Consider the following 25,971-nt stretch of genomic DNA (forward strand, 5'->3'; position numbering starts at 1 on the left):
AATTAGTCGTTAACGCGACCGAGGTAGTCGCCGGTGCGGGTATCTACCTTGACCTTGGTGCCGGTCTCGAGGAAGAGGGGAACCTGGATTTCAGCACCGGTTTCGACGGTTGCAGGCTTGGTGCCACCGGTTGCGCGGTCGCCCTGCAGGCCGGGTTCGGTGTAGGTGATTTCGAGGACGACAGAAGCGGGCAGCTCGATGTAGAGGGGGGAACCTTCGTGCATTGCGATGGTTGCGGTCTGGTTTTCGAGCATGTACTTTGCAGCGTCACCGACGGTAACTTCAGATACGTTGATCTGGTCGTAGGTCTTCATATCCATGAAGACGTAGTCGGTGCCGTCCTGGTAGAGGTACTGGTAGTCAGAGCGGTCAACGGTTGCAGTTTCAACCTTGGCGCCAGCGTTGAAAGTCTTGTCGACTACCTTGCCTGAGGTGACGTTGCGCAGCTTGGTGCGGACGAAGGCGCCACCCTTACCGGGCTTGACGTGCTGGAATTCGATGACGGACCACAGGTTGCCGTCAATCTTGAGTACGACACCGTTCTTGATATCTGCGGTAGTAGCCAAGAGACTCTCCTCAATAGTTTAGTTTTCAATAAGCAGTGCGGAAAGATTTCCGCAGTAGACCGTAGAACAGTCTACCGGGTTCCGGAAGGGTTTGGCAGGTATCTTGGCGTGTTTCACACCCTAGCGCTTCTTACCTTCTTCCCCAGAAAACAGCAGTAGCTACCCCTGAGATAAGGGGTAGCTTCTTCCCGGTTAGTAACCTTCGCTGATTTAGCTTGCGATTTCCTGGTAGGTCATGAAGAGGATAGAGTCATCAGGCACCTCGTAGATACGAGGACGGCCTAAGCCCTCTAGAACAACGAACCTCAGCATATTGCCTCGGGCTTTTTTATCGCGGCGCATGGTCTCTAAGAGTTTCGGCCAGCGGTCAGCCGGGTAGGTAGTGGGCAGATCCAGGGCGGTGCAGATTGAGCGGGTCCGCTCGACGGCAGCTTCATCCAGGTAGCCGGCAGCCAGGGATAGCTCTGCTGCGAAGACCATGCCAACAGCAACGGCAGCCCCGTGGCGCCACTGGTAACGCTCAGCGTGTTCAATAGCATGGCCTAGGGTATGGCCGTAGTTGAGGAACTCCCGGCGGCCACTTTCCTTCAAGTCCTCAGACACAACCTCAGCCTTGACCCGAATGGATCGTTCAATCAGTTCGCGCACAACATCAGACTGAGAATCACGAATATCGGCAGAATTCTTCTCGATCAGATCCAGAATCACAGGGTCAGCAATGAAACCACATTTAATGACTTCTGCCATTCCGGTGAGAAGCTCATGCTGGGGCAGGGTCCGCAGCACTCCCAGCTCACAGAGAACCGCAGCTGGCGGGTGGAAGGCCCCCACCAGATTCTTGCCCTCTGCGGTGTTAATGCCGGTCTTTCCTCCGACAGCGGCGTCCACCATACCCAGGAGAGTTGTGGGGATGTGAATAACCTTGACCCCGCGCAGCCAGGTAGCCGCGACGAAACCTGCAAGGTCAGTAACTGCGCCGCCGCCGACAGAGATAATAGCGTCAGTGCGGGTAAAGTCGTTTTGCCCCAAAACCTGCCAGCAGAAAGCAGCTACCTGGATGTGCTTGCCCTCTTCTGCATCTGGGATTTCAGCTGAGTAAGCCTCATACCCGGCAGCCTTCATCTGCTCCATGACCAGCTCGCCTGTGGAGCGTAAGGCCCGGGGGTGGATCACGAGGATACGCTGGGTTCGGTTGCCCAAAATACCTGGAATTTCGCCCAGGAGGTTGTGGCCGACCAGAACATCGTAGTTCTCGCTCGGCTGGGAACCGGTTACAGGTATGACGGTGTTGGCTACGCTACTCACGCTTACCCCTTCCGTTGGGAGATAATGAAGTTTTGAATTTCAGCGGCCATGTCGGCAATTCCGCGCCCTCCGCAAGCATTGAGGGTATAGCTGGCCAAGGACTCATACCGTTCACGACGGTCTTCAAAAATTGCCGTCCATCGTTCAACAGGGTTGGGTTGGAGCAGAGGACGGGTTTTGCTGTTTTGAATCCGGGGGGCAACTGTTTCAGCGTCCACCTGGATGTAGATAACGGTTTCGTCCTTCAACATCTGGGCAACCTCAGGGGTCATTGGCGCTCCCCCACCCAGGGAGAAAATAGTGTTTCGGCGGGCCGGGGAGGTCAGGACGTCCCGAATCACTTCGGCCTCTATCCGGCGGAACTCTGCCTCCCCCAGGTCTGAAAACAGCTGGGCCACCTCACCGTATTTCTCAACGATAAGGTGGTCAGAATCGAGGAACTCGTACCCGTAGAAGCGGGCCAGGTGGGTTCCTATATATGACTTACCCGCCGCCATGGGCCCAATAATGACCACAGGGCGGGTTCGTTCGATATAGGTTTCCTGCACCTCGCGCACCTGGTTGGGTCCAAGAGCCTCCGTCATATCGATCGCGTGGGTACGTGACCGGTTGGGCATAGTTAGGCGTCCCACCCAGCTACGTTGGATTCCCAGGCAAGAGATTCGGGGATAGCTGCCAGGTAAGAGTCCATATTGCGGCGGGTTTCAACGATGTTATCGCCACCAAACTTTTCAAGGGCAGCTTCTGCCAAAACCAGGGCGACCATGGCTTCAGCAACAACACCAGCTGCGGGCACAGCACAAACATCTGAGCGCTGGTGGTGGGCCCGGGCGACCTCACCGGTTGACGTGTCGATAGTGGCCAGGGCCTTGGGGACGGTTGCAATTGGCTTCATGGCAGCTCGCACGCGCAGCAAATCGCCGATGGTCATGCCACCTTCGATGCCGCCGGCTCGGTTAGAAACCCGCTGGACGCCGTTCTCGCCGGGGACGATCTCGTCGTGGGCCCGGGTGCCGGGGCGCTTAGCAGTTTCAAAGCCGTCGCCTACCTCAACACCCTTAATAGCCTGGATACCCATGAGAGCTGCAGCCAGGCGGGCATCTAAGCGGCGGTCCCAGTGAACGTAAGAACCCAGTCCCGGGGGCAGGCCGTAAGCCAGAACTTCAACGACACCGCCCAGGGTTTCGCCGTCCTTATGGGCCTTATCCACGGTGGCGACCATAGCCTCAGAAGTAGCCTTGTCGAAGCAGCGTAGGGGATCGGCATCCAGGTAATCGACGTCGCGGGGAGTCGGACGCGGCGCGTCCACAGGCGCAGCAGTGTCAGCAATCGAGGTGGTGTGGCTAACGAGCTCAACACTGAGGGCCTTCAGAATCTGGGCAGCAACAACACCGAGAGCTACTCGGGTTGCGGTTTCACGGGCGCTTGCCCGTTCCAGAACAGGGCGGGATTCATCAAAACCGTACTTCTGCATACCGGCAAAATCAGCATGACCAGGACGGGGCCGGGTCAGGGCAGCATTGCGGGCCCGGCCCTCAATCAGGGCAGGGTCAACCGGGTCGGACGACATGACATCAACCCATTTAGGCCATTCAGTGTTTGCAATCTCAATAGCGACGGGGCCACCCTGGGTCTTACCGTGACGGACACCGCCGAGGATGCGGACCCGGTCTTCTTCAAACTTCATACGGGCGCCTCGGCCGTAGCCCAGTCGACGGCGGGCTAGGGCATCACGAACCATCTCGCTAGTAAGTTCAACGCCGGCAGGTACACCTTCAATGATTCCGACCAGAGCTTCGCCGTGTGATTCACCGGCGGTCAGCCATCGCAGCATCTCAAACCTTCTTTACAAGTTCTAGGGTCTTCTCTTACCCTAAGATTTCCAAAAATACCCCCCGATAGCAAACCAGGGGTTCATCATTCGGGAGAAATCTTTTTATATGGTGAGCAGGCTAGGTTCCCAAATCTTCTGGGGAACATAGTCAGAGGCAGGCAAACCCACAGCTTCCCGCATAGCCCTGAGCACAGCGTCCTGCCGGGGTAGATCCTGCTGGAGTTGGTGGCCGGTAAAGAGCTTGACCTGGTCAACGGCCTGGTACATCAGCATCTCAAGGCCACTCGTCACCGAACCATTGCGGGTCTCCCATTCAGCAGCCAGAACTGAGGGCCAAGGATCATACGAGACATCCAGGAGGGTTCCTGCCGGGTGCTCAGCAGCTCCCTGCAAGAGGGTATCTGCCGCACCCGAGGGCAGGGTGCAAATGACGACGTCATGGAGGGAGTAACCCATGGTGAAGCCCGTCAGCTGCTGAAACTCAAGAACAACCCCTAGACGGTCAGCAACCGCCCGAACCGCCCCAGCCCGGTTTGGATCTCTAACGTATACGGTCACGGAGGTGGCACCCATACACCGGAGGGCAGCCAGGGCAGCTGTTGCCGTCCCTCCCCCGCCGATAATGGCCGGGTGAACAGCAGGCCCAGTGTAGCCAGTCTGGCCCAGGGCATTGACAATTCCCGACACATCGGTGTTGTGCCCATAAGCTCTCACAGACCCCGCTTCATGCGACTGCCAGTAGACGGTATTGACGACGCCAACTGCCTGGGCAAAGGGGGTCAACTCATCGAGATACTCTTTCACAGCACTCTTGAGGGGCATAGTCACTGAAAAACCCCGGACAGGCCGGTCAGCCCCCTGCTGGTCAAAGACCGAACCCAGCTGGTCTTCGGTCGTGTCAAGAGCCTCATAGGACATTTCAAGCTCCATTGCCCTGTAGGCAGCCCGATGGAGCAGGGGTGATTTACTGTGCTTAATGGGATGCCCCAAGACAAAAGCCTTGGGGCACACCTGGGTTGAAATGCTCATTTACTGACAGACATCCTCATGGTCTTCACAGAACTGCTCGTACACCTTGACGTTCTTCTGATGTTCAGCATAGGTCTCAGCGAAGAGGGTCTCACCGGTGAACAAATCGACAGTTACCCAGAAGTAATAGTCATTCTCTTCAGGATCAGCTGCAGCCTTGATAGCAGCTTCACCAGGAGAACCGATGGGACCGGCGGGCAGGCCCTTGTAGTAGAAAGTGTTGTACAGGTTGGACTTATCGTTTTTCTGTTCGGTAGAGATATGGTAACTCTGAATACCCAGACCGTAGGCTACTGTAGCGTCAGACTGCAGGTAGCCGCTGGTTTCACCATCCGGATTATTCAGTCGGTTCTCGATTGCCCCAGCAATAGGGCTGTAGTCCTTTTCCATGCCTTCAAATTCGAGGATGGATGCAACAGTTACCACATGGAAAATCCGGTCGTCCCCAGAAACGCCAACCGCCTCTAGCTGCTTCTTGGTTTTATCAACCATAGTCTGCAGAATTTCTTCAGCAGTAGCGTCCTTGGGGAATCGATATTCTCCCGGGTAGAGGAAGCCCTCGAGGGTCGGGAATTGGGAGGGAACCCCAAAGCGGGCAGGATCATTGGCCAGGCTCTTAAACTCCTGGGAGCTAATACCAGTACCGGTAGCTAGAGCCTCGAAGGTTTTATCCATGCGCCAGGTACGGGCAACAGCAACATAGTTGGTGTTGGCCTCTTCGAAACGAAGCAGCTCATTGAGCACAGAGGAGCTACTCATTTCTTCCTGGAGCTTGTAATCCCCTGGCTGGAAGTAAACATCAGGGGCAGTCTCACCGTAAACTTCGATGAAGCGGCTGGAGTTAGCGATAATGCCTTCTTCCTCCAGGGAATTGGCGATACCGATGACGGAAGCACCCTCAGGAATCGTAAAGGTCACTTCGGTGCCGTTACCATCACCCGCATAATCCTTGCGCTCAAACCAGCCCAATCGGGGGCTGATAATCGCAACAACCAGCACCAGGGCCACAAGGAAGACTAAACCCGCTGAAATCACAAAATTGCGACTGCGTTTACGGGTCTTTTCCCGCTCCTCCTGGTTGAAATCATCCTCAGCTCCTGCAGCAAAGAATGAATCGAACCCCTCGTCCCCCGAGGCCCCCAACAGACCTTCAAGGTCAGTTTGCTGGTTCTGGGTACGGGGTTTGCGCGGCGGGCGGCTAGAACTCGAGCTGTTAGTCATTCGGGTTCTCCGTTTCGTCGGTAGGGAGGGCGGTGGAAGTCTGGTCGGCAGGTTCAAGATGAACCCGCTCTCCAGCTAGATGCTGGCCAGCCTTGAGGGTATCGAGGGCATGTTGCAGAATATTGACCGCAGCTACCTGATCGACCATTGCTTTAAAGTCTTTGCTTGAAACTCCTGCTTCATGCAGCGACCGATGGGCGCTGACAGTGGTCAGCCGTTCATCGACCAGCCAGATGGGAAGGTCAATTCCTTCCGTAGCTAGCTCATTCGCCAGGGCCTGGGCATACTCGCGAGCCATCTGAGTTGATGGGCTCTCCCCACCGCGCATGGTTCTAGGAAGTCCCACAAACACCTCAGTCACTTCGTTTACTTCAAGAAGCTTTCGAAGGACCCGCCGGTCAGAGTTCTTCTTCAGATCCCGGCGCAGGGTTTTGAGCGGGGTTGCGAGTATGCCGTGGGGGTCGCACAGGGCAAGGCCGACGCGGGCATTTCCGACGTCGACCCCCATGCGGCGGCCTCTGGTAAATGACACTGGGTTAGGCTCCCAGCTCGGAAATTGCTGAGCGGATTGCGGTGAATGCCTCATCAATCTTGGTGGCATCCTGACCGCCGCCCTGGGCGACGTCGTCCTTGCCACCACCGCCACCGCCGAGTACACCGGCAGCCACTCGGACGAGGGCACCGGCCTTGACACCCGCGTCGCGGGCTGCCTGGTTGGTGGCAACCAGGACGACAGGACGACCATTATTGACGCCTGCTACAGCGACAGTAGCGGCCTCTTCACCCAGGCGGGAGCGCAAGTCCAGGGCCAGTTCACGGACGGCGTTACCGTCGAGTTCACCTGCATTGTGCAACAGGGTGCGGACGGCACCGACCATTTCAGCGGTTTCAGTCAGCTTCCCGGCTTCTGCCTGGAGCTTTTCCTTGCGGAGCTTGGCCAGTTCCTTTTCAGCTTCCTTGAGCTTAGTCAGGGTCTGGTTGATCTTCTCGGGCAGGTCAGCCGATGACTGGACCTTCATCAGACCGGTCAGCTGGTTGACCAGGGTTCGTTCAGCTGCCAGGTGGTTGAAGGAGTCCAAACCAACCAGGGCTTCTACGCGGCGGTTACCGGAACCGACGGATGCTTCGGTGAGCAGGGTCAGAGAGCCAATCTGAGCGGTTGACCCGACGTGGGTACCACCACAGAGTTCGCGGGAGAATTCGCCACCCATTTCGACCACGCGGACGGTATCACCGTACTTCTCACCAAAGAGCATGGTTGCGCCGAGCTTTTCAGCCTCAGCCAGGGGCATGACCCGGGTGATGGTTTCGAAGTTATCGCGGATAGCTACGTTGGCAACTTCTTCGACTTCCTGCTTGGCAGCGTCGGAAAGACCCTCGCCCCAGGCGAAGTCGAAGCGCAGGTAGCCTTCCTTATTGAAGGAGCCTCGCTGGGTTGCTTCCTTGCCCAGGACCTGGTGCAGGGCAGCGTGGATGATGTGGGTGCCGGAGTGGGCCTTTTCGCCATCCTGACGGCGCTGAACGTCAACCTGGGCAAGGACGGCAGAACCGACAGCTACTTCACCTTCACGCACCACAGCGCGGTGGACGGACAGGCCCTTGACGGGCTGCTGGACGTCTGAAACGTCAATGACAAAACCGTTGCCAGAAATGACGCCAGTATCGGCTGCCTGGCCACCTGCTTCAGCGTAGAAGGGGGTTTCATCAAGGACAATTTCAACCTTCTGACCTGCGGTAGCTGCGGGGACGGAAACACCATCCACCAGGATGGCCCGCAGGGTAGTTTCGGTACGCAGTTCGTCGTAGCCGGTGAAAACGGAGCCGCGTTCATCGGCTAGCTCTCGGAAGACCGAGAGGTCGGCCATGCCGCCCTTCTTGGCCTTAGCGTCTGCCTGGGCGCGGTGGCGCTGCTCCTCCATGAGGGCACGGAACTGGGCTTCATCCACCTTCACGCCAGCTTCTTCAGCCATTTCCAGGGTCAGGTCGATGGGGAAGCCATAGGTATCGTGCAGGGCGAAAGCGTCAGCACCTGACACCTCTGCCTTACCTGCGGCCTTGGCAGAAGCTACTGCTTCTTCCAGACGGGCAGTGCCGGACTCAATGGTCTTGAGGAAGGCCTTCTCTTCGGCGTAGGCAATGCGGGAAATCCGCTCAAAGTCTTCTGCAACGTAGGGGTAGGCACCGGCCATAGCGTCCTTAGAGGCGGGGAAGAGGACGGGCAGGCAGGGCTCGGTCACACCCAGCAGGCGCATAGCGCGAATAGCGCGGCGCATGAGACGGCGCAGGATGTAGCCACGGCCCTCGTTGGAGGGGGTGACTCCGTCAGCAATAAGCATGAGGGAGGAGCGGATGTGGTCGGCAACCACGCGCATACGGACGTCGTCCTCGTAGCCCTCATCATTAGCGTTTTCTGAGCCGTGGTACTTCTTGCCGGAGAGCTTGGCTGCGGCATCCAGGACGGGGCGGACCTGGTCGGTCTCGTAGAAGTTTTCAACACCCTGCAGGAGCATAGCCAGGCGCTCTACACCCAGGCCGGTGTCGATGTTCTTCTTGGGCAAATCACCCAGGATCTCGAAGCTGTCCTTGCCAGTGCCTTCACCGCGCTGGTACTGCATGAAGACCAGGTTCCAGATTTCGATGTAGCGGTCGTCGTCGGCTGCGGGGCCGCCTTCCTTACCGTACTCGGGGCCGCGGTCGTAGAAGATTTCAGAGTCGGGGCCTGCGGGGCCGGGCTGGCCGGTTGACCAGTAGTTCTCGGCCATGCCCATCTTCTGGATACGCTCGGCGGGGAACTTCAAGTCGTTGACCCAGATGTCGTAGGCTTCGTCGTCGCCCTCATAGACGGTAACCCAAAGACGCTCGGGGTCAAGGCCGTAGCCGCCGTCTTCGATAGAGGTGGTCAGCAGCTCATAAGCCCAGGGGATAACTTCCTTTTTGAAGTAGTCGCCGAAGGAGAAGTTACCGGCCATCTGGAAGAAGGTGCCGTGGCGGGCGGTCTTACCGACCTCGTCGATGTCAAGGGTGCGGATGCACTTCTGGACGCTCACTGCGCGGGAGAACTTAGGGGTCTCGCGACCCAGGAAGTAGGGGATGAAGGGGACCATACCAGCGATGGTGAACATGGCACCGGGTTCGTTGGAGACCAGTGAGGCTGAGGGAACAACTGTGTGCCCACGCTTTTCAAAGAATTCGATCCAGCGCTTTGAGATTTCCTGTGAGAGCATCGAGGCTTTCTTCCTTCGTTTTGGTGTCTAAATCTTATGGTTTTCGCCTAGGCGAAGAAGTCTTTTCCGAGTTCAGCATCGCGGGCGATGCGGCGGTCGGTTGGTGTTTGATTTTCTGGTGAATCGAGGGTCTGACCCTCAAGTGAATAAGCAGGGACGTCCTGCGTCCTACTTTGGCTTATTTCTTGGCTATCCCAGGTATCCAGGGAGCCTGGTCGGGGGTCACGAGTCTGCCGGTCTAGTTTGTCTTTGAGTTCTGCTTCTTTTTCATCCATACCGGCTTTTACGGCAGCTGCGAAGCTGATTGCCCTGAGGGCTGTAGCTTTGAGGGGCTGGCCGTAGGGGGAATCAAAAAAGTTTGCCACGGGGCCCCCTTCCTGGAGGTAGTTCTGCAGGGGTGCTTTGGTTTTCAGCTCTAGATCCTGTGAGGACGTCTGCCCCTTAGCGCGGGTGGCAAGGTAGCCTGCGGCTGCTCCCCCGGCTATCAAGAGCAGGTTCTTCATTAAGCCCATGAATCTCCCCCGTCATTTGGGGCAGGAGCTTCTGGTCCGGTCTGAGACTTCCCAGCAGGCTGGGTGCCAGTTCCCTTAACAGCTTTGCGGATGCCATGGGAGAAGGCTGCAACCTTGATGAGGGGTTGGCCAACAGTAGAGGTCACCAGGGATGAGAGGGCAGATACGTTTGCCGAAGCGTCAGAAACGTTGCTGGTAATGGCGTCTACTTTGTCGATCTGGGCATTAGTGCTTGCTACGGTTTTGGTGACCTCTTCAATAAGAGGGGTGGTCTCCTGATTCAGTGACCGAATCGTTACCGTTAGCTCATCGAATACCTTGCCCAGTTTTAGGATTGGCATGGCCAGAAGGGCAACCAAAATAGCGAATACACCGGCTGCGATAAGGCCCGCAATATCTGCACCGCTCATTGGCACCTGCTCTCTGGAGGGACACACCCCACCTGTCAAAGGACACGATTTGATAACAATCTTACTTCACCCGGGGGCCAGATAGGGATTTTTAGGGGGCACATTCCCCGGTCTGCCCAATCACACCCCCTTGTTCCCTGGCTTCTGGGGCCCAAACGGGGGCGTCCCCACAAACCTATCCCCTTAAAAGGGCGACCCGCCCACCTGCCCTACCAAAGGTAGCAAGGGTGAACGGGTCGGAAAGCTTGGCGGGTTTAGGCCAGGCGTGAGTAGTATTCAACGACCAGCTGCTCTTCGCAGGTGACGGGGATTTCTTCACGCTTGGGTGAACGCTCGAGCTTTGCGTGGAGCTTTTCGATCTCAACGTTCAGGTAAGCGGGGGTGTCAGGCAGAACATCCTGGTGGGCGCCGGTGGCAGCAACCTGGAAGGGAGCCATCTTCTCGCTCTTGGGGTGAACGTGGATGAGCTGGCCGGGCTTGACGCGGAAGGAGGGGCGGTCAACGCGGATGCCGTCTACCATGATGTGGCGGTGAACGACGAGCTGACGGGCCTGGGCAATGGTGCGAGCGAAACCTGAGCGCAGGACGAGGGCGTCTAGGCGGGTTTCGAGGATCTCGACCAGGTTCTTACCGGTCTGGCCTTCGATGCGCTTAGCTTCGAGGTAGGCGCGACGCATCTGAGCTTCACGAATGTTGTACTGTGCGCGCAGACGCTGCTTTTCGCGCAGCTGTACCGCGTAGTTGGAGTCTGCCTTCTTGCGGCTACGGCCGTGCTGGCCGGGGCCGTAAGGACGACGCTCGAGGTACTTTTCTGCCTTGGGGGTCAGTGCAATGCCGAGGGCGCGTGACTGACGCACGGTACGGCGGGTACGGTTGTGGTTTGCCACAGTTCGTATTCCTTTTCTTTAGCGGTTGGCACGGTCCTGCGTGGAACCTTCACCTAGCGGTGCTGTGCCATTCTTCTGGTGGTCTGGCCTCCGGGAGCCGCCCACGTTTTGGGCGGTGGAGAGTGTAGAGCAGCCGCACTCTAGCCACTACGAGCTGCCCGGTGATCAGGTAAACCTGCGTTTTGGGCAGTCTGCCAGCCAAATATCTAGCCTACCGGGCTTGTCAGGTTTTGTCAGTATCCAGTTTCCTTGAACCTGGTGGGCTTGGGCACAGCCCCTATTCTGAGTCGGTTTGTCGTAGCAGGCGGATTCGCTTGAGCCTCTCCCCCAGCTCTTTTTCTGCCCCGAAGACAGTTGGCCGGTAGTAGATTGCACCCCGGAGTTTGTCTGGGGCATAGACCTGGCGGGCTACCCCGTTTTTTTCGTCGTGGGGGTAGATATACCCCTTACCGTGGCCTAGAGCTGAAGCACCCGGGTAGTGGGCATCGCGCAGGTGCAATGGCACTGGCCCTGCTTTTCCTGCCCGGACGTCAGCGAGGGCCTGGTCAATGGCCCGGTAGACGGCATTTGATTTGGGGGCGGACGCCAGGTGCACAGTAGCCTGGGCTAGGTTGAGGCGGGCTTCGGGCAGGCCGACGAGCTGGACGGCCTGGGCTGCGTTGACCGCAGCGGTGAGGGCGGTAGGGTCAGCCATGCCGATATCTTCGCTGGCATGAACGATGAGGCGGCGGGCTATGAAGCGGGGGTCCTCGCCGGCTTCAATCATTCGGGCGAGGTAGTGGAGGGCAGCATCCACATCCGAACCGCGAATTGATTTGATGAAGGCGCTGGTGACGTCGTAGTGCTGGTCCCCCTTCTTGTCATATCGCAAAAGGGAGCGATCCAGGGCCTGCTGGGCGTGCTCAGCGGTGACCGGTAGGGGCTGCTTCACCGAGTACTCAATACCTTGAGCTTCAGCTTCTCCAAAGGCAACAGCTGCGGCAGCTTCGAGGGAGGTCAAGGCCTTTCGGGCGTCCCCGGCTGCGAGTTTGACCAGGTGATCGGCAGCCTCGTCCTCAAGGGTGACATACCCAGAAAAGCCTCGGGGATCGGTGACGGCCCTGGCAACTAGTTCTGCAATATCTGCATCGGTGAGCCCCTGGAGGGTTAGCAGAATAGAACGGGACAGGAGGGGGGAAATCACCGAAAAGGAAGGATTTTCTGTGGTTGCTGCTACCAGCACGACCCACCGGTTTTCGACGCCCGGGAGGAGGGCGTCCTGCTGGGCCTTGGTGAAACGGTGAATCTCGTCCAGGAAGAGCACTGTTGTAAGCCCCCGGAGATCCCGATCTTCAAGGGCCTGTTCCATGACGGCGCGGACGTCCTTCACCCCGGCAGTAATGGCAGAAAGCTCCACGAACTTGCGCCCGGCTCCCCCGGCAATGACGTTGGCCAGCGTCGTCTTGCCTGTACCGGGTGGGCCCCACAAAATGACGGAAGAAGGGCCAGCAAGGCCCCCGCTCTCCCCGGCAAGTACCCGCAGGGGTGAACCCGGGGTAAGAAGGTGTTTCTGCCCCACGACTTCATCCAGGGTGCGGGGACGGAGCCGAACTGCCAGCGGGGCCCGTTCGCGGCTGGTTCGTACCTGCTGGGTCTCGGTGGCAGGTTCTGAATCGTCCAGGTAAAAAAGGGAAGGTTCCACTGGTACCACGCTAGAGGGAATCGGTATCGAGAATCAGGGTCACAGGGCCGTCGTTAGTGAGACTGACCTGCATATTGGCCCCGAAAAGCCCGGTTTCAACCGTCAGCCCAAGGTCACGCAAGGCCTGCACATAGGCATCAAAGAGGGGTTCACTGACCGGGCCGGGAGCTGCCTGTGACCAGGAAGGTCGCCGTCCCTTCTTTGCATCCCCGTAGAGGGTAAACTGGCTGACCGCCAGCACCGGAGCCCCCTCATCGAGTACAGACCGCTCCCCTTCTAAGAGGCGCAGGTTAGCGGTTTTATCTGCCAGCTTTGCTACCTGGTCGGGGCCGTCTTCGTGGGTTATGCCCACCAGAACCAGCAGGCCGGGCTGGTCAATTGACCCCACCGTTTCGCCGTCCACGGTGACTGACGCTGAGGTAACCCGTTGAAGAACTGCGCGCATGGGTGCTCCTTGGTTTTTAGGTTAGCTGAGGCTTCTAGCCTATCAACAGGTCTGGAAAAGACCAGACAAAACAGAAATACCCACGTGGTTCGTGGGTATTTCTGATTTAAACGGTACCTACCGGGAAAGGGCGCTTACTTCTCGCCGTCCTTCTTGGGCTTGAAGTCCACTCCGGCTTCCTTCCGCTGCTGGGCGGTAATCGGAGCAGGGGCTGCGGTCAGCGGGTCGTAGCCGCCACCGGTCTTGGGGAAGGCAATGACGTCACGGATAGAGTCGGTGCCACCGATCAGCTGCAGGACGCGGTCCCAGCCGAAGGCGATGCCGCCCATGGGGGGCGCACCGAAGCTGAAGGCCTCCAGCAGGAAGCCGAACTTCTCGGCTGCCTCTTCCTCAGTAATGCCCATGACCTTGAAGACGCGTTCCTGCACGTCGCGCTGGTGGATACGGATTGAACCGCCACCGATTTCGTTACCGTTGCAGACGATGTCGTAGGCGTAGGCCAGGGCCTCACCGGGGTTCTCATCGAAGGAGTCCAAGTATTCAGGCTTGGGTGAGGTGAAGGCGTGGTGGACAGCAGTCCAAGCTGAGTGGCCTAGGGCAACGTCACCGGAAGCGGTGGCATCAGCAGCTGACTCGAACATGGGGGCATCCACGACCCATACGAAGGACCAGTCGCCCTCCTTAATAAGTCCGGTGCGGTGGCCGATTTCCACGCGGGCTGCACCCAGCAGGGCCCGGGAAGCCTTGGCTTCACCGGCGGCGAAGAAGATGCAGTCGCCGGGCTTGGCACCGGTAGCTGCGGCCAGGCCTTCGCGCTCTGCCTCGGTGATGTTCTTGGCAACGGGGCCGGTCAGCTCGCCGTCCTCCTGGATCAGCACATAGGCCAGACCCTTAGCACCGCGCTGCTTGGCCCATTCCTGCCAGGCGTCCAGGGTACGGCGGGCCTGGGAGGCGCCGCCGGGCATGACAACAGCACCGACGTAGGGGGCCTTGAAGACGCGGAAGGTGGTGTCCTTGAAGTAGTCGGTCAGCTCGGTGAGCTCCAGGCCGAAGCGCAGGTCGGGCTTATCCGAGCCGTACTTCTCCATGGCGTCCTTATAGGTAATGCGCTCAATGGGACGGGGCACCTTGACGTCAATCAGGTTCCAGACAGCCTCAACGATTCGCTCGCCCAGGTCGATGATGTCTTCCTGGTCAACGAATGAGGCTTCGATGTCCAGCTGGGTGAACTCGGGCTGACGGTCAGCGCGGAAGTCCTCGTCGCGGTAGCAGCGGGCAATCTGGTAGTACTTTTCGATACCGCCCACCTGCAGCAGCTGCTTGAAGAGCTGGGGTGACTGGGGCAGGGCGTACCAGGAACCGGGGGCCAGACGGGCGGGCACCAGGAAGTCGCGGGCACCTTCGGGGGTGGAGCGAGTCAGGGTGGGGGTTTCCACCTCAGTGAAGTTCTGGCCGTGCAAAACCTCGCGGGCGGCCCGGTTGGCCTCTGAGCGCAGACGCATGAGACGAGCGGGCTCGGGGCGGCGCAGGTCCAGGTAGCGGTACTTGAGGCGGGCTTCTTCGCCCACTTCTACGTGCTCATCGATCTGGAAGGGCAGGGGGGCTGAGGTGTTCAAGACCGTGGTTTCCTTGACCATGACCTCTACCTCGCCGGTGGTCAGGTTAGGGTTCTCATTGCCCTCGGGGCGGCGGGTAACTTCGCCAACAACCTGCAGGACGTATTCGTTGCGCAGGTGCTCGAAGTCAGCCTCATTGTGGAAGACCACCTGGGTGACGCCTTCGCGGTCACGCAGATCGACGAAAGCAACACCACCGTGGTCGCGGCGACGGGCAACCCAGCCAGCCAGGGTGACGGTTTCTCCAATGTTCTCAGCGGTCAGTTCGCCAAGGGTATGAGTGCGTAGCACTGATTTCCTTTCGATGGGATACGGCGCTACAAATCTAGCACCGCAAGTCATGGTGTTCCCGATTTTACCGTGTTGCTGCCGGGCAGCACAGGTGAACCGGGTGTGAGTTTTTGGACGCCGGTTTAGGCGGTAGGCAGGATACGAACGGTGAGGTCTTCTGCCGGCGGGGCCCAGGAGGCCGGGTCTGCAGCTACCTGCTCACCACTTCGGATATCTTTGACCTCGTGGGTCAGCTGGCCGTCCTCCCCCACTGAAGTGAACCAGACAAAGGGAATACCGCGCTTCTCAGCGTACTTAATCTGCTTGCCAAACTTGGCTGCGGTAGCTGAAACCTCACAGGCAATACCGCGGGCACGCAGGGCATCAGCGACGTCCTGGGCCCCGGACCACATCTCATCGTTAGTGAGAGCAATCAGGACGGCAGTGGGCACCTTGCGGGTGGGGGCGGCAAAACCCTGGGAAAGGATACGGGCAACCAGGCGGGTCACGCCGATAGACAGACCAACACCGGGGTAGGTCTTATTGCCCTTGGAGGCAAGGGATTCATAGCGACCACCGGAACAAATTGAACCCAGCTGCTCGTGACCCACCAGCACGGTTTCATAGACGGTACCGGTGTAGTAGTCTAGGCCACGGGCAATAGACAGGTCAGCGACCACCTTTCCAGGAGCCCGCTTGGCAGCTTCACCGATAACCTCGGTGAGTTCCGCAAGGCCCTCTTCCATGAGCTCGTGGGTAACCCCCAGGGCTCGGACCTGGTCGGCAAAAGAGGTATCTTCAGCCCGGATACTGGCAAGTTTCAAGGCGGCTGCTGCCTGCTCATCGCTAGCCCCAACCTCATCCTTCAGAAGCTGGGCAACAGCGTCCGCACCAATTTTTTCAAGCTTGTCAATATTGCGCAGCACCCCGGCAGTATCAGTCAAGCCAAGTCCCAGGTAGAACCCCTCAGACAGCTTGCGGTTATTCACCCGGAGCTTGAAGTCGGGAATGGGTAGCTTGGAGAGCGCATCAACGATGACCAGGGCCAACTCAACGTCATACCGGAAGGGAAGGGCACCATCGCCCACCACGTCAACATCGGCCTGGGTAAACTCGCGGGCCCGCCCCTCCTGGGGGCGCTCACCGCGCCAAACTTTCTGAATCTGGTAACGCATGAAGGGGAAGGACAGGTAACCGGCATTCTCCACCACATAACGGGCAAAAGGCACCGTCAAATCAAAGTGCAGAGCCAGCTTCTCCTTCTTGCCGCCCCGCGCCTCATCAGCGTCATCAAGCAGGCGGGAAACCGCATAAACTTCCTTATCGATTTCCCCCTTACGCAACAACTGCTCAATTGTTTCCACCGAGCGAGTCTCAATTGACGAGAAGCCATGCAACTCAAAGGTCTCGCGCAGGGTATCTAGAACATAATTCTCAACCAGACGCTCCTCAGGCAGGTGCTCCGGAAAACCAGACAAAGATTGCTTGCGAGCCATGCGCTCCCCCAGATCAAATAAGTAACGGTCACAGGTGCCATTCATCAAGCACAGTCTCCACTATTCTACCGCCCCACCCCAGCAGCCAAAAATTATCCCACCCGCCCCACGGCGTCCTGACTCAAACTCACGAGCCTTCTCCCCACAAGCCACCAAAAATCGCTATGATAGGAAGGCGCCAACTGAGCGCGGTAGATTATTGTCGGCAATTCAGACAACCAGCCCTACCGACACCGCCCAGCCTTGGTGCGCTTTTCATTACTTAAAGGGGACCACCCCCAACACCTGATGCGAAAAGAGTTATAGCGGTGACTACACAATCCGACGACACCCTCAACGTCAACCTCGAAAAGGCACGCCAGTTCGGCCGTGTCGATGAAGACGGCCATGTCTTCGTCATCGTCGACGGTGAAGAATACGCAGTTGGCCAGGTACCTGGCGCCTCAGCCGATGAAGCCCTCGCCTACTTTGCCCGCAAGTTTGAAAACATCGAAGCCCAGGTAGCCCTGCTCGAAGAACGCGTTGAGCGCAAGGCCAAGGCCGCTGACCTGCAGAAGGCAGCTGCCCATCTTGGCCAGCAGGTTGCCGTCCGCAACATGGTTGGTGACTACGCTGCCCTGCAGGAACGCCTGGTTGCCCTGGTCAGCAAGATCAACGAGCGTGAAGAAGCCGAAAAGACTGAATCTGCTGAAGCCCGCGAAGCTGCCCTCGCCGCACGCGAGGCTATCGTCTCTGAGGCTGAGACTATTACCGCCCAGGACGACGCCAAAATCCACTGGAAGAACTCCCACGCCCGCATGAACGAACTGTTCGAAGAGTGGAAGAAGACCCAGCGGGAACACCATCTGGCCAAGAGCATTGAGGACGAGCTGTGGAAGCGTTTCCGCGCAGCCCGCACCACCTTTGACCGCCGCCGTCGGGCCCACTTCTCCCAGCTGGACGAGAACAATGCCAAGTCCAAGCGCATCAAGGAAGCCCTCATCGCCGAGGCTGAGTCCCTGCAGAACTCCACCGACTGGGCTGCTACCGCCTCCAAGTACCGGGACCTCATGGACCAGTGGAAGGCAGCTCCCCGCTCAACCCGCAAGGAAGACGACGCCCTCTGGGCCCGCTTCCGCGCTGCCCAGGACGTCTTCTTCGACGCCCGCACCGCAGTCAATGCTGAACTGGACAAGGAATTCGAAGCGAACCTTGTTGCTAAGGAAGCCCTGCTGGAAGAAGCCCGAGCTATCCTGCCTGTCACCGACATTGCAGCAGCCAAGAAAGCCCTCGAAGGCATTCTGGACCGCTGGGAAGAGATTGGACGGGTTCCCCGCAACTCCGTCCGCCGGGTTGAGCAGGAACTGCGCAAGGTTCAGGACGAAATCCACCGGGCAGAGAACGCTAAGTGGCAGAAGACCGATCCTGAAAAGCAGGCCCGAGCCAACTCCATGCTGACCCAGCTCGAAGATGCAATTGCTGGCCTGGAAGCTGACCTGGCTAAGGCTGAGGCCAGCGGTAACGCAGGCAAGATCAAGAAGGCCCAGGAGGCTCTGGACGCCCGCAAGCAGTGGCTAGAAACCCTGAAGGCCTCCTCAGCTGAGTTCAGCGCCTAAAACTCTATTCATCTCTCGTCATATGTGACAGTTGATGACTCAGAAAAGCCCCCGGTTTCACCAGAAATCGGGGGTTTTCTGTGGATAAAAATGGAGGTTATCCACAGATTTGCCGAAGGTCACATTTTCGGCCTTTTTGTTTGATACAACCTTGTTATGACCCCATCACAGTACGTCCACTTCCTCACAGAACTACCCATCCAGCAACCCACCCCCCGCTCCGCCCGGGCTACGAACCAGCAGGAAGGCTCACCTCCTTCCACCCAGGTCACCCATCTCTTTGCACTCCAAGCTCAAGGGGATCTTGCCTCTAACAGCCAGATACCCGTCCTTGGGCAGGTTTGCGAACCAGGTTGCTTTATCACCGAAGATTCAGCTGCCCTTCCCCACCACCTGTGGGAGCTCATGGTCTACCGGGGAGATCTCGTCCATTTACATCACGGGATTTATACCCACCACCAAACCAAACTCACCCCGCTCTTCAAGGCCCAAAGCCTGGCCCTCATCTCACCGGAAGATTATCTTTACCGCATCAGGTTTTCCCGCTACGCAGCAGCATGGGTCATGGGTTATCTCGAATCCCTGCCCGAAACCCGAGTTGATGTTGATTACGACAGAAACCGGCGTACGAACCTGCCCCGCACCTACCGGCCCTCCTTCGCCGCCCACCAAACCACCGTCCTGCCCCACGAAACGATCACCCTTGGGCCAATTAACCTCACCACCCCACTCACAACAGCTCTCGACCTCATCAGCTACCACGCTACTGACCCAGATGCCAATCAAGCCGTTTTGAATATCCTGACCACCCCCGGAAATCGGGCGACCCCGGAAACATTTCTTGAAGCTGCAGCCCAGTGCCCCCGGGTGAAAAGTCAATCCTACCGGCGGGCCCAGTACCTGGCAGACCTCGCTCGTCACCAGCTAGCAACCCTCCCTGCGTCAACTACCTAACCCAAAATATAAGGCCCGGCCCCTTGAGGGAGCCGGGCCACTTACAGTCGCTAGGACGCGGGCTGGGGCTTAGAGCCGGTTAGGCGGTAAGCCCTGAAGATACCGGGTACATTCTGGATTTGATTGATCAGGTGCTCCAGCATAAAGCGGTCTGAAATCTCAACGGTATAGCGGTTAACCACGAATCGGTCATCGCTAGTGTGGACCTTAGCATCGACAATATTGCAGCCCGCCTCAGAAATGACCCGAATCGTGTCAGAGAGCAGGGACTTGCGGTCAATACCCTCTACCTGCAAGGAAACCCGATAGGTTGAGTTCGTCCGGGGGGCCCATTCCACCGTGGTCTGGCGGGGGTCGTCCTGCTGGTTGAGCACGTTCGTGCAATCAGAACGGTGAACAGAAATACCCTGAAGCTTGGTGACAATACCAACGATATCGTCCGGAGGCACGGGGGTGCAGCAACGGGCGATCTTGGTCAAAATACCTTCAGCCCCCGGCACGACAACGCCGTTATCGTCGCCAACGGTACTGCGAGTGGTCAGCAGGGAGGCATCGAAAGCATCAACTTCGAGGGTGGTATCGACCTCCTCTTCGCCATAGTAGAGGCTAATGAGGGCATTAATGACGGTTTGGGTCTCCACCTCATTCTCGCCCAGGGCATGGTACAGGGTGGCGACATCATGCTTATGAAGCTCCTGGGCGACCTGGTACATCAGTTCAGGAGTCATCATCTTGGTCAGGGGAAGCTCATGCTGGCGCATCGCCTTGGTCAGGCGCTCCCGGCCCCGATTGACGGCCTCAAGGCGGCGTCCTTTGGCGTAATGCTGGCGGATCTTCGTGCGGGCCTTGGAGGTCCGGACGAACTTAAGCCAGTCTTCGCTCGGTGCGTGGTTTTCGTCCTTGGTCGTCATAATCTCGACCATGACGCCGGTTTCAAGTTCGGTATGCAGTGGAACTAGCTTGCCATTGACCTTAGCGCCAACGGTCCGGTCGCCCACCTGAGTGTGAATAGCATAGGCAAAATCCACGGGGGTAGCACCAGCAGGCAAGGGAATTGGCTTGCCCTGGGGGGTCAACACCACAATCTCATCGGTTTCCAGGGTTTCAGCCAGCTGGTCATAGAACTGCTTTGACTCAGGGTTGGAGTTGGAAATCTCGGAAATTGACTGCAGGATGCCGATGTTAAAAGCTGACGTGGCAGTGCTAGGTTCCTTGAAGCTGGGGCTATCGATCTTCTCGCCCCGGGAAGCAGCCTTATACCGCCAGTGGGCCGCGACCCCGTACTCAGCCTCCTCATGCATGGAGTAGGTGCGGATTTGAATCTCCAGGGGCAGGCCACCCGGGCCGTCAACCGTCAGATGCAAGGATTGGTAGTGGTTGTTCTTTGGCTGCTTAATGTAGTCCTTGAAACGCCCGGGGACTGACGTCCACAGGGACATCACATGGCCCAGGGCCGTGTAGCACTCAGCTTCGGTATCCACGAGAATACGCACAGCAAGGATATCGTTGATCTCGTCGAAGCCCTTGCCTTTGGTTTTCATCTTCTGATGAATGGAGTAGTAGTGCTTTGGGCGACCGGTCACGGTGGCCTTAATTCCAACAGAAGCCATCCGGTCCTGGATAACGGTTTTGGCTTCGATCAGATACTTATCGAGCTGGGGGGAACGCTCCCCCACCATACGCACGATTTCAGCATAAATATCAGGGCTCATCGCCGAGAAGGACAGGTCCTCAAGCTCCCATTTAATGGTGTTAAGTCCCAGACGGTGGGCCAGAGGGGCATAAATCTGCAGGGTTTCTTCTGCCTTTTTCGCAGCAGAAGCACCCGAAACGAATCGCCAGGTACGGGCATTATGTAGCCGGTCAGCGAGTTTGATGAGTAGAACCCGGATATCCTTGCTCATCGACAGCACCAATTTGCGGATTGTTTCAATCGGAGCGTTTTCCCCGTAAGACACCTTATCCAGCTTGGTCACGCCGTCTACCAGGTGGGCAACCTCTTCACCAAAGTCAGCCGTGAGCTGTTCCTGGGTATAGTCAGTATCCTCAACGGTATCGTGGAGCAGGCCAGCGACCAGCACCGGCCCTGTGGCCCCGATTTCTGCCAGGATGGTCGTCACTGCCACAGGGTGGGTGATGTAAGGATCCCCGCTCTTGCGTTTTTGACCCTTGTGGTACTTATTGGCTACCTGAAAAGCCCGCTGCAGGACCTCTAAATCCTCATCAGGGTGGTATTTTTTCACCGTCCGAATGACAGGCGCCAGGACGGGTGAAAATCTGGGTGCGGGTCCCTGCTGGGCTTCCCGTCCAAAGACCAGGCGGGTGGGGACCCGCCCTGAAGCTGACATCACCCGGTGAGAACCGCGCACAGGAGTGGGCGCTGGCATGTGCTGACCTTCAGCGGCTTTCATCTCGGTACGGTCCATGGCAGTCCCCTTTGATTATTCCTCAAGTTATTTGTGCTTTGGGTTTATCTTAGATGAAATATTGGTCGGTTCACGACAATATGTCAGAGGGAACAAATAAGCGGCGGGATAAGGCACCTGGCCTTACCCCGCCGCCTAGTCAGAACTAGACAAGAAGTCTTACTGGACCTTGACCGGATTGATGTGAATCGTCACGGGAGCAGCCTCTACCGACTGCACGTCCTGGTCATCACTCTCAACCAATTCCCCGGCGCGGAAACGGGCAACCTTCTCAGCGTGGTCCTTGATGTCCTTCTCCCCCAGACGCAGGGCGGCATAGGCGGGCGCTGCTACAAAGAGGGTTCCTAGGGTACCGATGATAATACCGACAAAGAGGGCCAGAGACAGATCCTTGAGGGTACCGGCCCCGAGCAAGAGCGAACCGATGAAGAGGATAGAGCCCACGGGCAAGATACCAACGATAGAGGTGTTGATCGAGCGCACCAGGGTCTGGTTGACAGCCAGGTTAACCTGTTCCCCGAAGGTCGAATCATACCGGTCTTCGAGTCCAGATGTGTTTTCCCTGATCTTGTCAAAGACCACGACGGTGTCGTAGAGGGAGTAGCTGAGGACGGTGAGGAAGCCGATAATCGCACTAGGGGTGATTTCGAAACCAACCAGGGCATACAAGCCAACCGTGGTGACAATGGTGAAGACCAGGCCAGCAATAGCCGACACTGACATTTTCCAGGTCCGGAAGTAGAGGGCCATGCCGATCATCACCAACACAATGAACCACACCAGACCGATGAGAGCCTGCTGGGTAACACCGGCACCCCAGGTCGGGCCGACAAAGGATGAGGTGACCTGGTCAGCAGAAACAGAGTAGGCGTCCTGCAGGGCTTGACCAACAGCCAGGGTCTGATCATCCCCGAGCTGGCCCATCTGGGCACGAATGGTTCCTTCTGCAATGTTCGTGACGCGGACGTCGCTGGCTTCAGGAGCTGCGTCAGCGATAGCCTTCTCACCAATAGAGATATCAGTGTTAGCCACCTGGGAGACAGTGAACTCTGAGCCACCCCGGAATTCAATACCGAGGTTGAATCCTCCCTTCACCACGGGCACCAGGATAGCCAAGATGACAAGGAACGAAGCGATACCCAGCCAGCGGCCCCGGTGGTTGACGAAACCAAAGGAACGGCGACCTGAGTGTAGGTCATTACCGAATTGAGCTAATGCGTTAGCCACGGTTGGCCTCCTCGGGGTTTAAGGGTGAGTGGGCAGATTCCAGTTCAGCTTGCTCAGCTGCCAGACGTTCCCGACGTTTCTTCTCGGCCAGGCTGATGACCTCTTCAGTCTCTTCCGGGGTGCGGATTCGTCCGGCTCCCCGGTAGAGCGGGGTGGAGCCCAGGGCAACCGGGTCCATTCCTGAGTAGCGGCCACCGTTCTTGAAGTAGTCCCGCTGGCCGAGCATGACCATCATGGGGTGAATCAGCAAGAAGGTGATGATGAGGTCAGCGATAGCGGTCAAGCCCAGGGTGAAGGCAAAACCGCGGACGTTACCCACGGAGGCAAAATACAGGACAACCGCTGCCAACAGGTTGACGGCCTTGGAAGCCAGAATGGTTTGCTTTGCCCGTTTCCACCCGTGGTCAATAGCCGCAGGGATTGTACGGCCGGTACGGATTTCATCGCGAATACGTTCAAAGTAAACGATGAAGGAGTCTGCCATCAAGCCGATGGAGACGATCAGGCCTGCAACACCTGCCAGAGACAGGCGATAGTTCATCGCCTGGCCCAGGAGCACAATGACGCCGTAGGAAAAGAGGCCAGCGATGATGATTGAGACGATATTGACCAGGCCTACCAGGCGGTACTGGAAGATTGAATAGATAAAGACCAAGAGCAGACCAATGAGGCCAGCAATCAGACCCATCTTCAGCTGGTCAGCACCTAAGGTTGCAGAGATCTGCTGTTCTGACTGGATGGTGAAGTTGATGGGAAGGGCACCGTATTTGAGCTGTTCAGCGAGGTTACCTGCTGACTGCTCATCAAAGTTGCCGGTAATTTGGGGCTGACCGTTGGTAATCACAGCCTGGGTCACCGGTGAAGACAGGACCTTTCCGTCCAGCATGATGGCAAAGCGGGAACGGGGATCACTCGGGTTCGCTCCGCGAATCTGGTTCAGGCGGGTTGTGACGTCCTGGAAGATGCTGGTAGCTTCTTCGTTGAAGTCGATGTTGACGCCCCACATACCGGTGGCGTAACCCGATGAACTAGCTACCTGGGAGTGGCTTGCGGTATCAATTTGGGTACCATTGATCTCGATCGGGCCGAGAATATACTTTTCGGCTCCTGTGACATCACAGGCAACAATTGCCGCGTTGGGATCCTGGCCGTCGGTGTTTACCTGTGACGGATCGGTGCAGTCAAGTTGCTCATATTCCCGCCAGATTTCTGGGGTTACCCAGTTGTAATCTGAACCGTCGGTCGGGTCGGCGGTGGGGTTGGGCAGCTGATCTTCAGGCGTTGCTTGATCTGCTGCAACTGCCTGGGGAGCACCGGCATTGATGACGGCCCGGAAGCTCATTTCTGCAGAGGTCTGAATGAGCTCACGGGTTTCGGGGCTCAGGGTGCCCGGAATGGAGACGACGACGTTTTTGCCCGACTGGGTGGTCACTTCGGCTTCTGCAACGCCTGAGCCGTCAACGCGCTGGCGGATGATTTCAACGGCCTGATCGAGCTGTTCAGCGGTGACTTCGCCTCCGTCAGTGTCATTGACCTGGGGGGAGAGAATGAGCTGGGTACCTCCAGAGAGATCAAGGGCCAGCTTGGGGAGCCAGTTTCCACCGGCAAATGTAGTGCCGAAGATTCCTCCGGCAATGATGAGCATCACTGCTGCCATGGAGACAAGCGCTCCCTTAGCTTTCGTGACTGGGGCTTTATAGGCCATGGGTAACCCTTCTGATGGTGGGTGACATGGTAAAAACGTGAAAAGGCGCGCCACCTGGAAAGCGGTGGCGCACCTGCACGCAGTGTTAGTTCTTTGGTTCCTCAGCTACTTCACCGTTGATGACGGGTGAAGTTGATTGGGCTGATGTTGAGTTATCTTCAATGGTGGTGACAGTCATCAAGTGGACCTTGACCACGGTTCCGGGGGCGATTTCAAGGTGGGCGGTGTTATCGTCCTTGTTGATGGAGACGACGCTACCGAAGAGACCGAAGTTGGTCATCACCTTGGTTCCGGGAACCATACTGTTGTGCTGTTCCTGGAGCTTCTGTTGGGCCTTCTTGGCCCGTCGTGCAGGAAGCACAATCAGAACGAGCATCATCACAGCAAGCAGGACAAGCATAAATACCGGTGAACCAGTTTCCACAGTATTCCTTAGAGTTGGGGTTAGATCTAACTCCCTATTCTAGGCTAAGGGTTTGCTATGGCACCTGCCGTTCTGCTCACAGCCTGTGATTTTTGCAGATTCTGCCCGCCCAGTGCTGAGGTTCTGGTTTTTAGTTCTCTGGAACCTCTAGCCCAAGGTGCTCCCAGGCTAGGGGCAGGGCAACCCGGCCTCTGGGGGTCCGGCCCATGAGGCCCTCACGAACTAGGTAGGGCTCAGCCACCGTCTCGACTGTTTCGGTTTCTTCTCCGACGGCAATAGCCAGGGTTGAAAGACCGACTGGCCCTCCCCCAAACTTGGTAATCAAGGCGGTGAGGACGGCCCGGTCAAGGCGGTCGAGGCCACGTTCATCGACCTCGTACATGTTGAGGGCCTGGGCAGCTGAACCAGCATCGATTCGCTCAATACCGTTGACGAGAGCCCAGTCTCGGACTCGGCGTAGCAGCCGGTTGGCGATACGGGGGGTGCCACGGGAGCGACTTGCTATTTCGGTGAAGCCTTCCGGGGTGATTGACAGCTCCATGAGGCCAGCCGACCGTCTAATGACGCTTTCTAGCTCAGTGACGGTATAGAACTCCAGGTGGCCGGTGAAACCAAATCGATCACGCAGGGGGCCAGGAAGAAGACCGGCTCTGGTTGTAGCGCCAACCAGGGTGAAGGGAGGCAGCTCTAGCGGAATAGAGGTAGCACCAGCCCCCTTGCCTACGACAATATCGACCCTAAAATCCTCCATGGCCATATAGAGCATTTCTTCAGCTGGCCTGCTCATCCGGTGGATTTCGTCCAGGAAAAGAACCTCACCAGGGGTCAGGGAGGAAAGAATCGCGGCTAGATCACCTGAGTGTTGGATAGCAGGGCCTGATGTAATCCGCAGGGGGGCGTCCATCTCGGCAGCAATGATCATGGCAAGGGTGGTCTTGCCCAGCCCCGGTGGGCCAGACAGCAAGACGTGATCAGCCGACCGTCCACGGAGCTTAGAGGCCTCAAGGACGAGGGACAGCTGCTGGCGCACCCGCTGCTGGCCCACAAAGTCGTCCAGAGACTTCGGGCGGAGGGCCGCCTCGATCATTCTCTCTTCGGGTTCCTCGTCCATCGAGACAAGGCGCTGGCCAGCCATCTGGCCGTC

Annotated in this window: 22 protein-coding genes; 2 read left to right on the top strand and 20 right to left on the bottom strand. The window is 57.7% G+C overall.

Features of this window, described 5'->3' with window-relative positions; translation table 11 throughout:
• Positions 1-2: 2 nt before the first annotated feature.
• The 15 genes from efp to hisS all read right to left on the bottom strand — a co-directional run bounded on the left by efp (position 3) and on the right by hisS (position 16,496).
• The gene (efp, locus tag ACMXX3_RS07680) at positions 3-566 is read right to left on the bottom strand and encodes an elongation factor P (protein ID WP_237188238.1); all 564 of its coding nucleotides are present in this window, start codon (positions 564-566) and stop codon (positions 3-5) included.
• Between the two features lie 210 nt (positions 567-776).
• A complete protein-coding gene (aroB, locus tag ACMXX3_RS07685) occupies positions 777-1,871 on the bottom strand; it encodes a 3-dehydroquinate synthase (protein ID WP_421084144.1) in 1,095 nt (364 codons plus the stop codon).
• 2 nt (positions 1,872-1,873) lie between these two features.
• Entirely contained in the window at positions 1,874-2,488 is a 615-nt protein-coding gene (locus ACMXX3_RS07690) for a shikimate kinase (protein WP_421084145.1), read from the bottom strand.
• Positions 2,489-2,490: 2 nt separating this feature from the next.
• The gene (aroC, locus tag ACMXX3_RS07695) at positions 2,491-3,705 is read right to left on the bottom strand and encodes a chorismate synthase (RefSeq protein WP_421084146.1); all 1,215 of its coding nucleotides are present in this window, start codon (positions 3,703-3,705) and stop codon (positions 2,491-2,493) included.
• A 102-nt stretch (positions 3,706-3,807) separates the two neighbouring features.
• Positions 3,808-4,734: a shikimate dehydrogenase gene (locus ACMXX3_RS07700; RefSeq protein ID WP_421084147.1), complete on the bottom strand. Its 927-nt coding sequence runs from the start codon at positions 4,732-4,734 to the stop codon at positions 3,808-3,810.
• Positions 4,735-5,955 (bottom strand): endolytic transglycosylase MltG, encoded by a 1,221-nt coding sequence (mltG, locus tag ACMXX3_RS07705; protein ID WP_421084148.1) that lies wholly within the window; start codon positions 5,953-5,955, stop codon positions 4,735-4,737. It lies immediately after the preceding gene.
• Positions 5,948-6,463 (bottom strand): Holliday junction resolvase RuvX, encoded by a 516-nt coding sequence (gene ruvX, locus ACMXX3_RS07710; protein WP_421084196.1) that lies wholly within the window; start codon positions 6,461-6,463, stop codon positions 5,948-5,950. The genes mltG and ruvX overlap by 8 nt, the downstream gene beginning before the upstream one ends.
• A 28-nt stretch (positions 6,464-6,491) precedes the next feature.
• On the bottom strand, positions 6,492-9,179 hold the full coding sequence (gene alaS, locus ACMXX3_RS07715) for an alanine--tRNA ligase (RefSeq protein WP_421084149.1): 2,688 nt from the start codon (positions 9,177-9,179) through the stop codon (positions 6,492-6,494).
• A gap of 47 nt (positions 9,180-9,226) precedes the next feature.
• Complete coding sequence (locus ACMXX3_RS07720; RefSeq protein WP_421084150.1) at positions 9,227-9,691, bottom strand: peptide chain release factor 4; 465 nt, start codon at positions 9,689-9,691, stop codon at positions 9,227-9,229.
• Positions 9,682-10,101, bottom strand: a complete 420-nt coding sequence (locus ACMXX3_RS07725) for a DUF948 domain-containing protein (RefSeq protein WP_421084151.1) — start codon at positions 10,099-10,101, stop codon at positions 9,682-9,684. Before ACMXX3_RS07725 ends, ACMXX3_RS07720 begins: the two co-directional genes overlap by 10 nt.
• A gap of 254 nt (positions 10,102-10,355) precedes the next feature.
• Positions 10,356-10,988, bottom strand: coding sequence for a 30S ribosomal protein S4 (rpsD, locus tag ACMXX3_RS07730; RefSeq protein WP_377129319.1), 633 nt, complete (start codon positions 10,986-10,988; stop codon positions 10,356-10,358).
• A 277-nt stretch (positions 10,989-11,265) separates the two neighbouring features.
• A complete protein-coding gene (locus ACMXX3_RS07735; protein WP_421084152.1) occupies positions 11,266-12,669 on the bottom strand; it encodes a replication-associated recombination protein A in 1,404 nt (467 codons plus the stop codon).
• A 10-nt stretch (positions 12,670-12,679) separates the two neighbouring features.
• Positions 12,680-13,114, bottom strand: coding sequence for a D-aminoacyl-tRNA deacylase (gene dtd / locus ACMXX3_RS07740; RefSeq protein WP_421084153.1), 435 nt, complete (start codon positions 13,112-13,114; stop codon positions 12,680-12,682).
• Positions 13,115-13,248: 134 nt separating this feature from the next.
• Positions 13,249-15,021 carry an aspartate--tRNA ligase gene (gene aspS / locus ACMXX3_RS07745; RefSeq protein ID WP_421084154.1) on the bottom strand — a complete coding sequence of 591 codons (1,773 nt, stop codon included), beginning with the start codon at positions 15,019-15,021 and terminating at the stop codon, positions 13,249-13,251.
• Between the two features lie 122 nt (positions 15,022-15,143).
• Complete coding sequence (gene hisS, locus ACMXX3_RS07750) at positions 15,144-16,496, bottom strand: histidine--tRNA ligase (RefSeq protein WP_421084155.1); 1,353 nt, start codon at positions 16,494-16,496, stop codon at positions 15,144-15,146.
• 308 nt (positions 16,497-16,804) lie between these two features.
• Here hisS and ACMXX3_RS07755 point away from each other — a divergent pair, with 308 nt between their 5' ends.
• Positions 16,805-18,091 (top strand): DUF349 domain-containing protein, encoded by a 1,287-nt coding sequence (locus ACMXX3_RS07755; RefSeq protein WP_421084156.1) that lies wholly within the window; start codon positions 16,805-16,807, stop codon positions 18,089-18,091.
• 156 nt (positions 18,092-18,247) lie between these two features.
• Positions 18,248-19,045: a hypothetical protein gene (locus ACMXX3_RS07760; RefSeq protein ID WP_421084157.1), complete on the top strand. Its 798-nt coding sequence runs from the start codon at positions 18,248-18,250 to the stop codon at positions 19,043-19,045.
• A gap of 50 nt (positions 19,046-19,095) precedes the next feature.
• On the opposite strand, the gene ACMXX3_RS07765 is transcribed toward ACMXX3_RS07760, so the two are convergent.
• From ACMXX3_RS07765 to ruvB, 5 genes are all read right to left on the bottom strand, one after another.
• Positions 19,096-21,471 carry a RelA/SpoT family protein gene (locus ACMXX3_RS07765; protein WP_421084158.1) on the bottom strand — a complete coding sequence of 792 codons (2,376 nt, stop codon included), beginning with the start codon at positions 21,469-21,471 and terminating at the stop codon, positions 19,096-19,098.
• A 159-nt stretch (positions 21,472-21,630) separates the two neighbouring features.
• Complete coding sequence (gene secF / locus ACMXX3_RS07770; RefSeq protein ID WP_421084159.1) at positions 21,631-22,698, bottom strand: protein translocase subunit SecF; 1,068 nt, start codon at positions 22,696-22,698, stop codon at positions 21,631-21,633.
• The gene (secD, locus tag ACMXX3_RS07775) at positions 22,691-24,403 is read right to left on the bottom strand and encodes a protein translocase subunit SecD (protein ID WP_421084160.1); all 1,713 of its coding nucleotides are present in this window, start codon (positions 24,401-24,403) and stop codon (positions 22,691-22,693) included. The genes secF and secD overlap by 8 nt, the downstream gene beginning before the upstream one ends.
• 85 nt (positions 24,404-24,488) lie before the next feature.
• Entirely contained in the window at positions 24,489-24,827 is a 339-nt protein-coding gene (yajC, locus tag ACMXX3_RS07780; protein ID WP_421084161.1) for a preprotein translocase subunit YajC, read from the bottom strand.
• Positions 24,828-24,957: 130 nt separating this feature from the next.
• Positions 24,958-25,962, bottom strand: coding sequence for a Holliday junction branch migration DNA helicase RuvB (ruvB, locus tag ACMXX3_RS07785; RefSeq protein ID WP_421084197.1), 1,005 nt, complete (start codon positions 25,960-25,962; stop codon positions 24,958-24,960).
• Positions 25,963-25,971: the final 9 nt, after the last annotated feature.

The organism is Rothia nasimurium (genome assembly GCF_049068285.1).
GTDB lineage: Bacteria > Actinomycetota > Actinomycetes > Actinomycetales > Micrococcaceae > Rothia > Rothia nasimurium_I.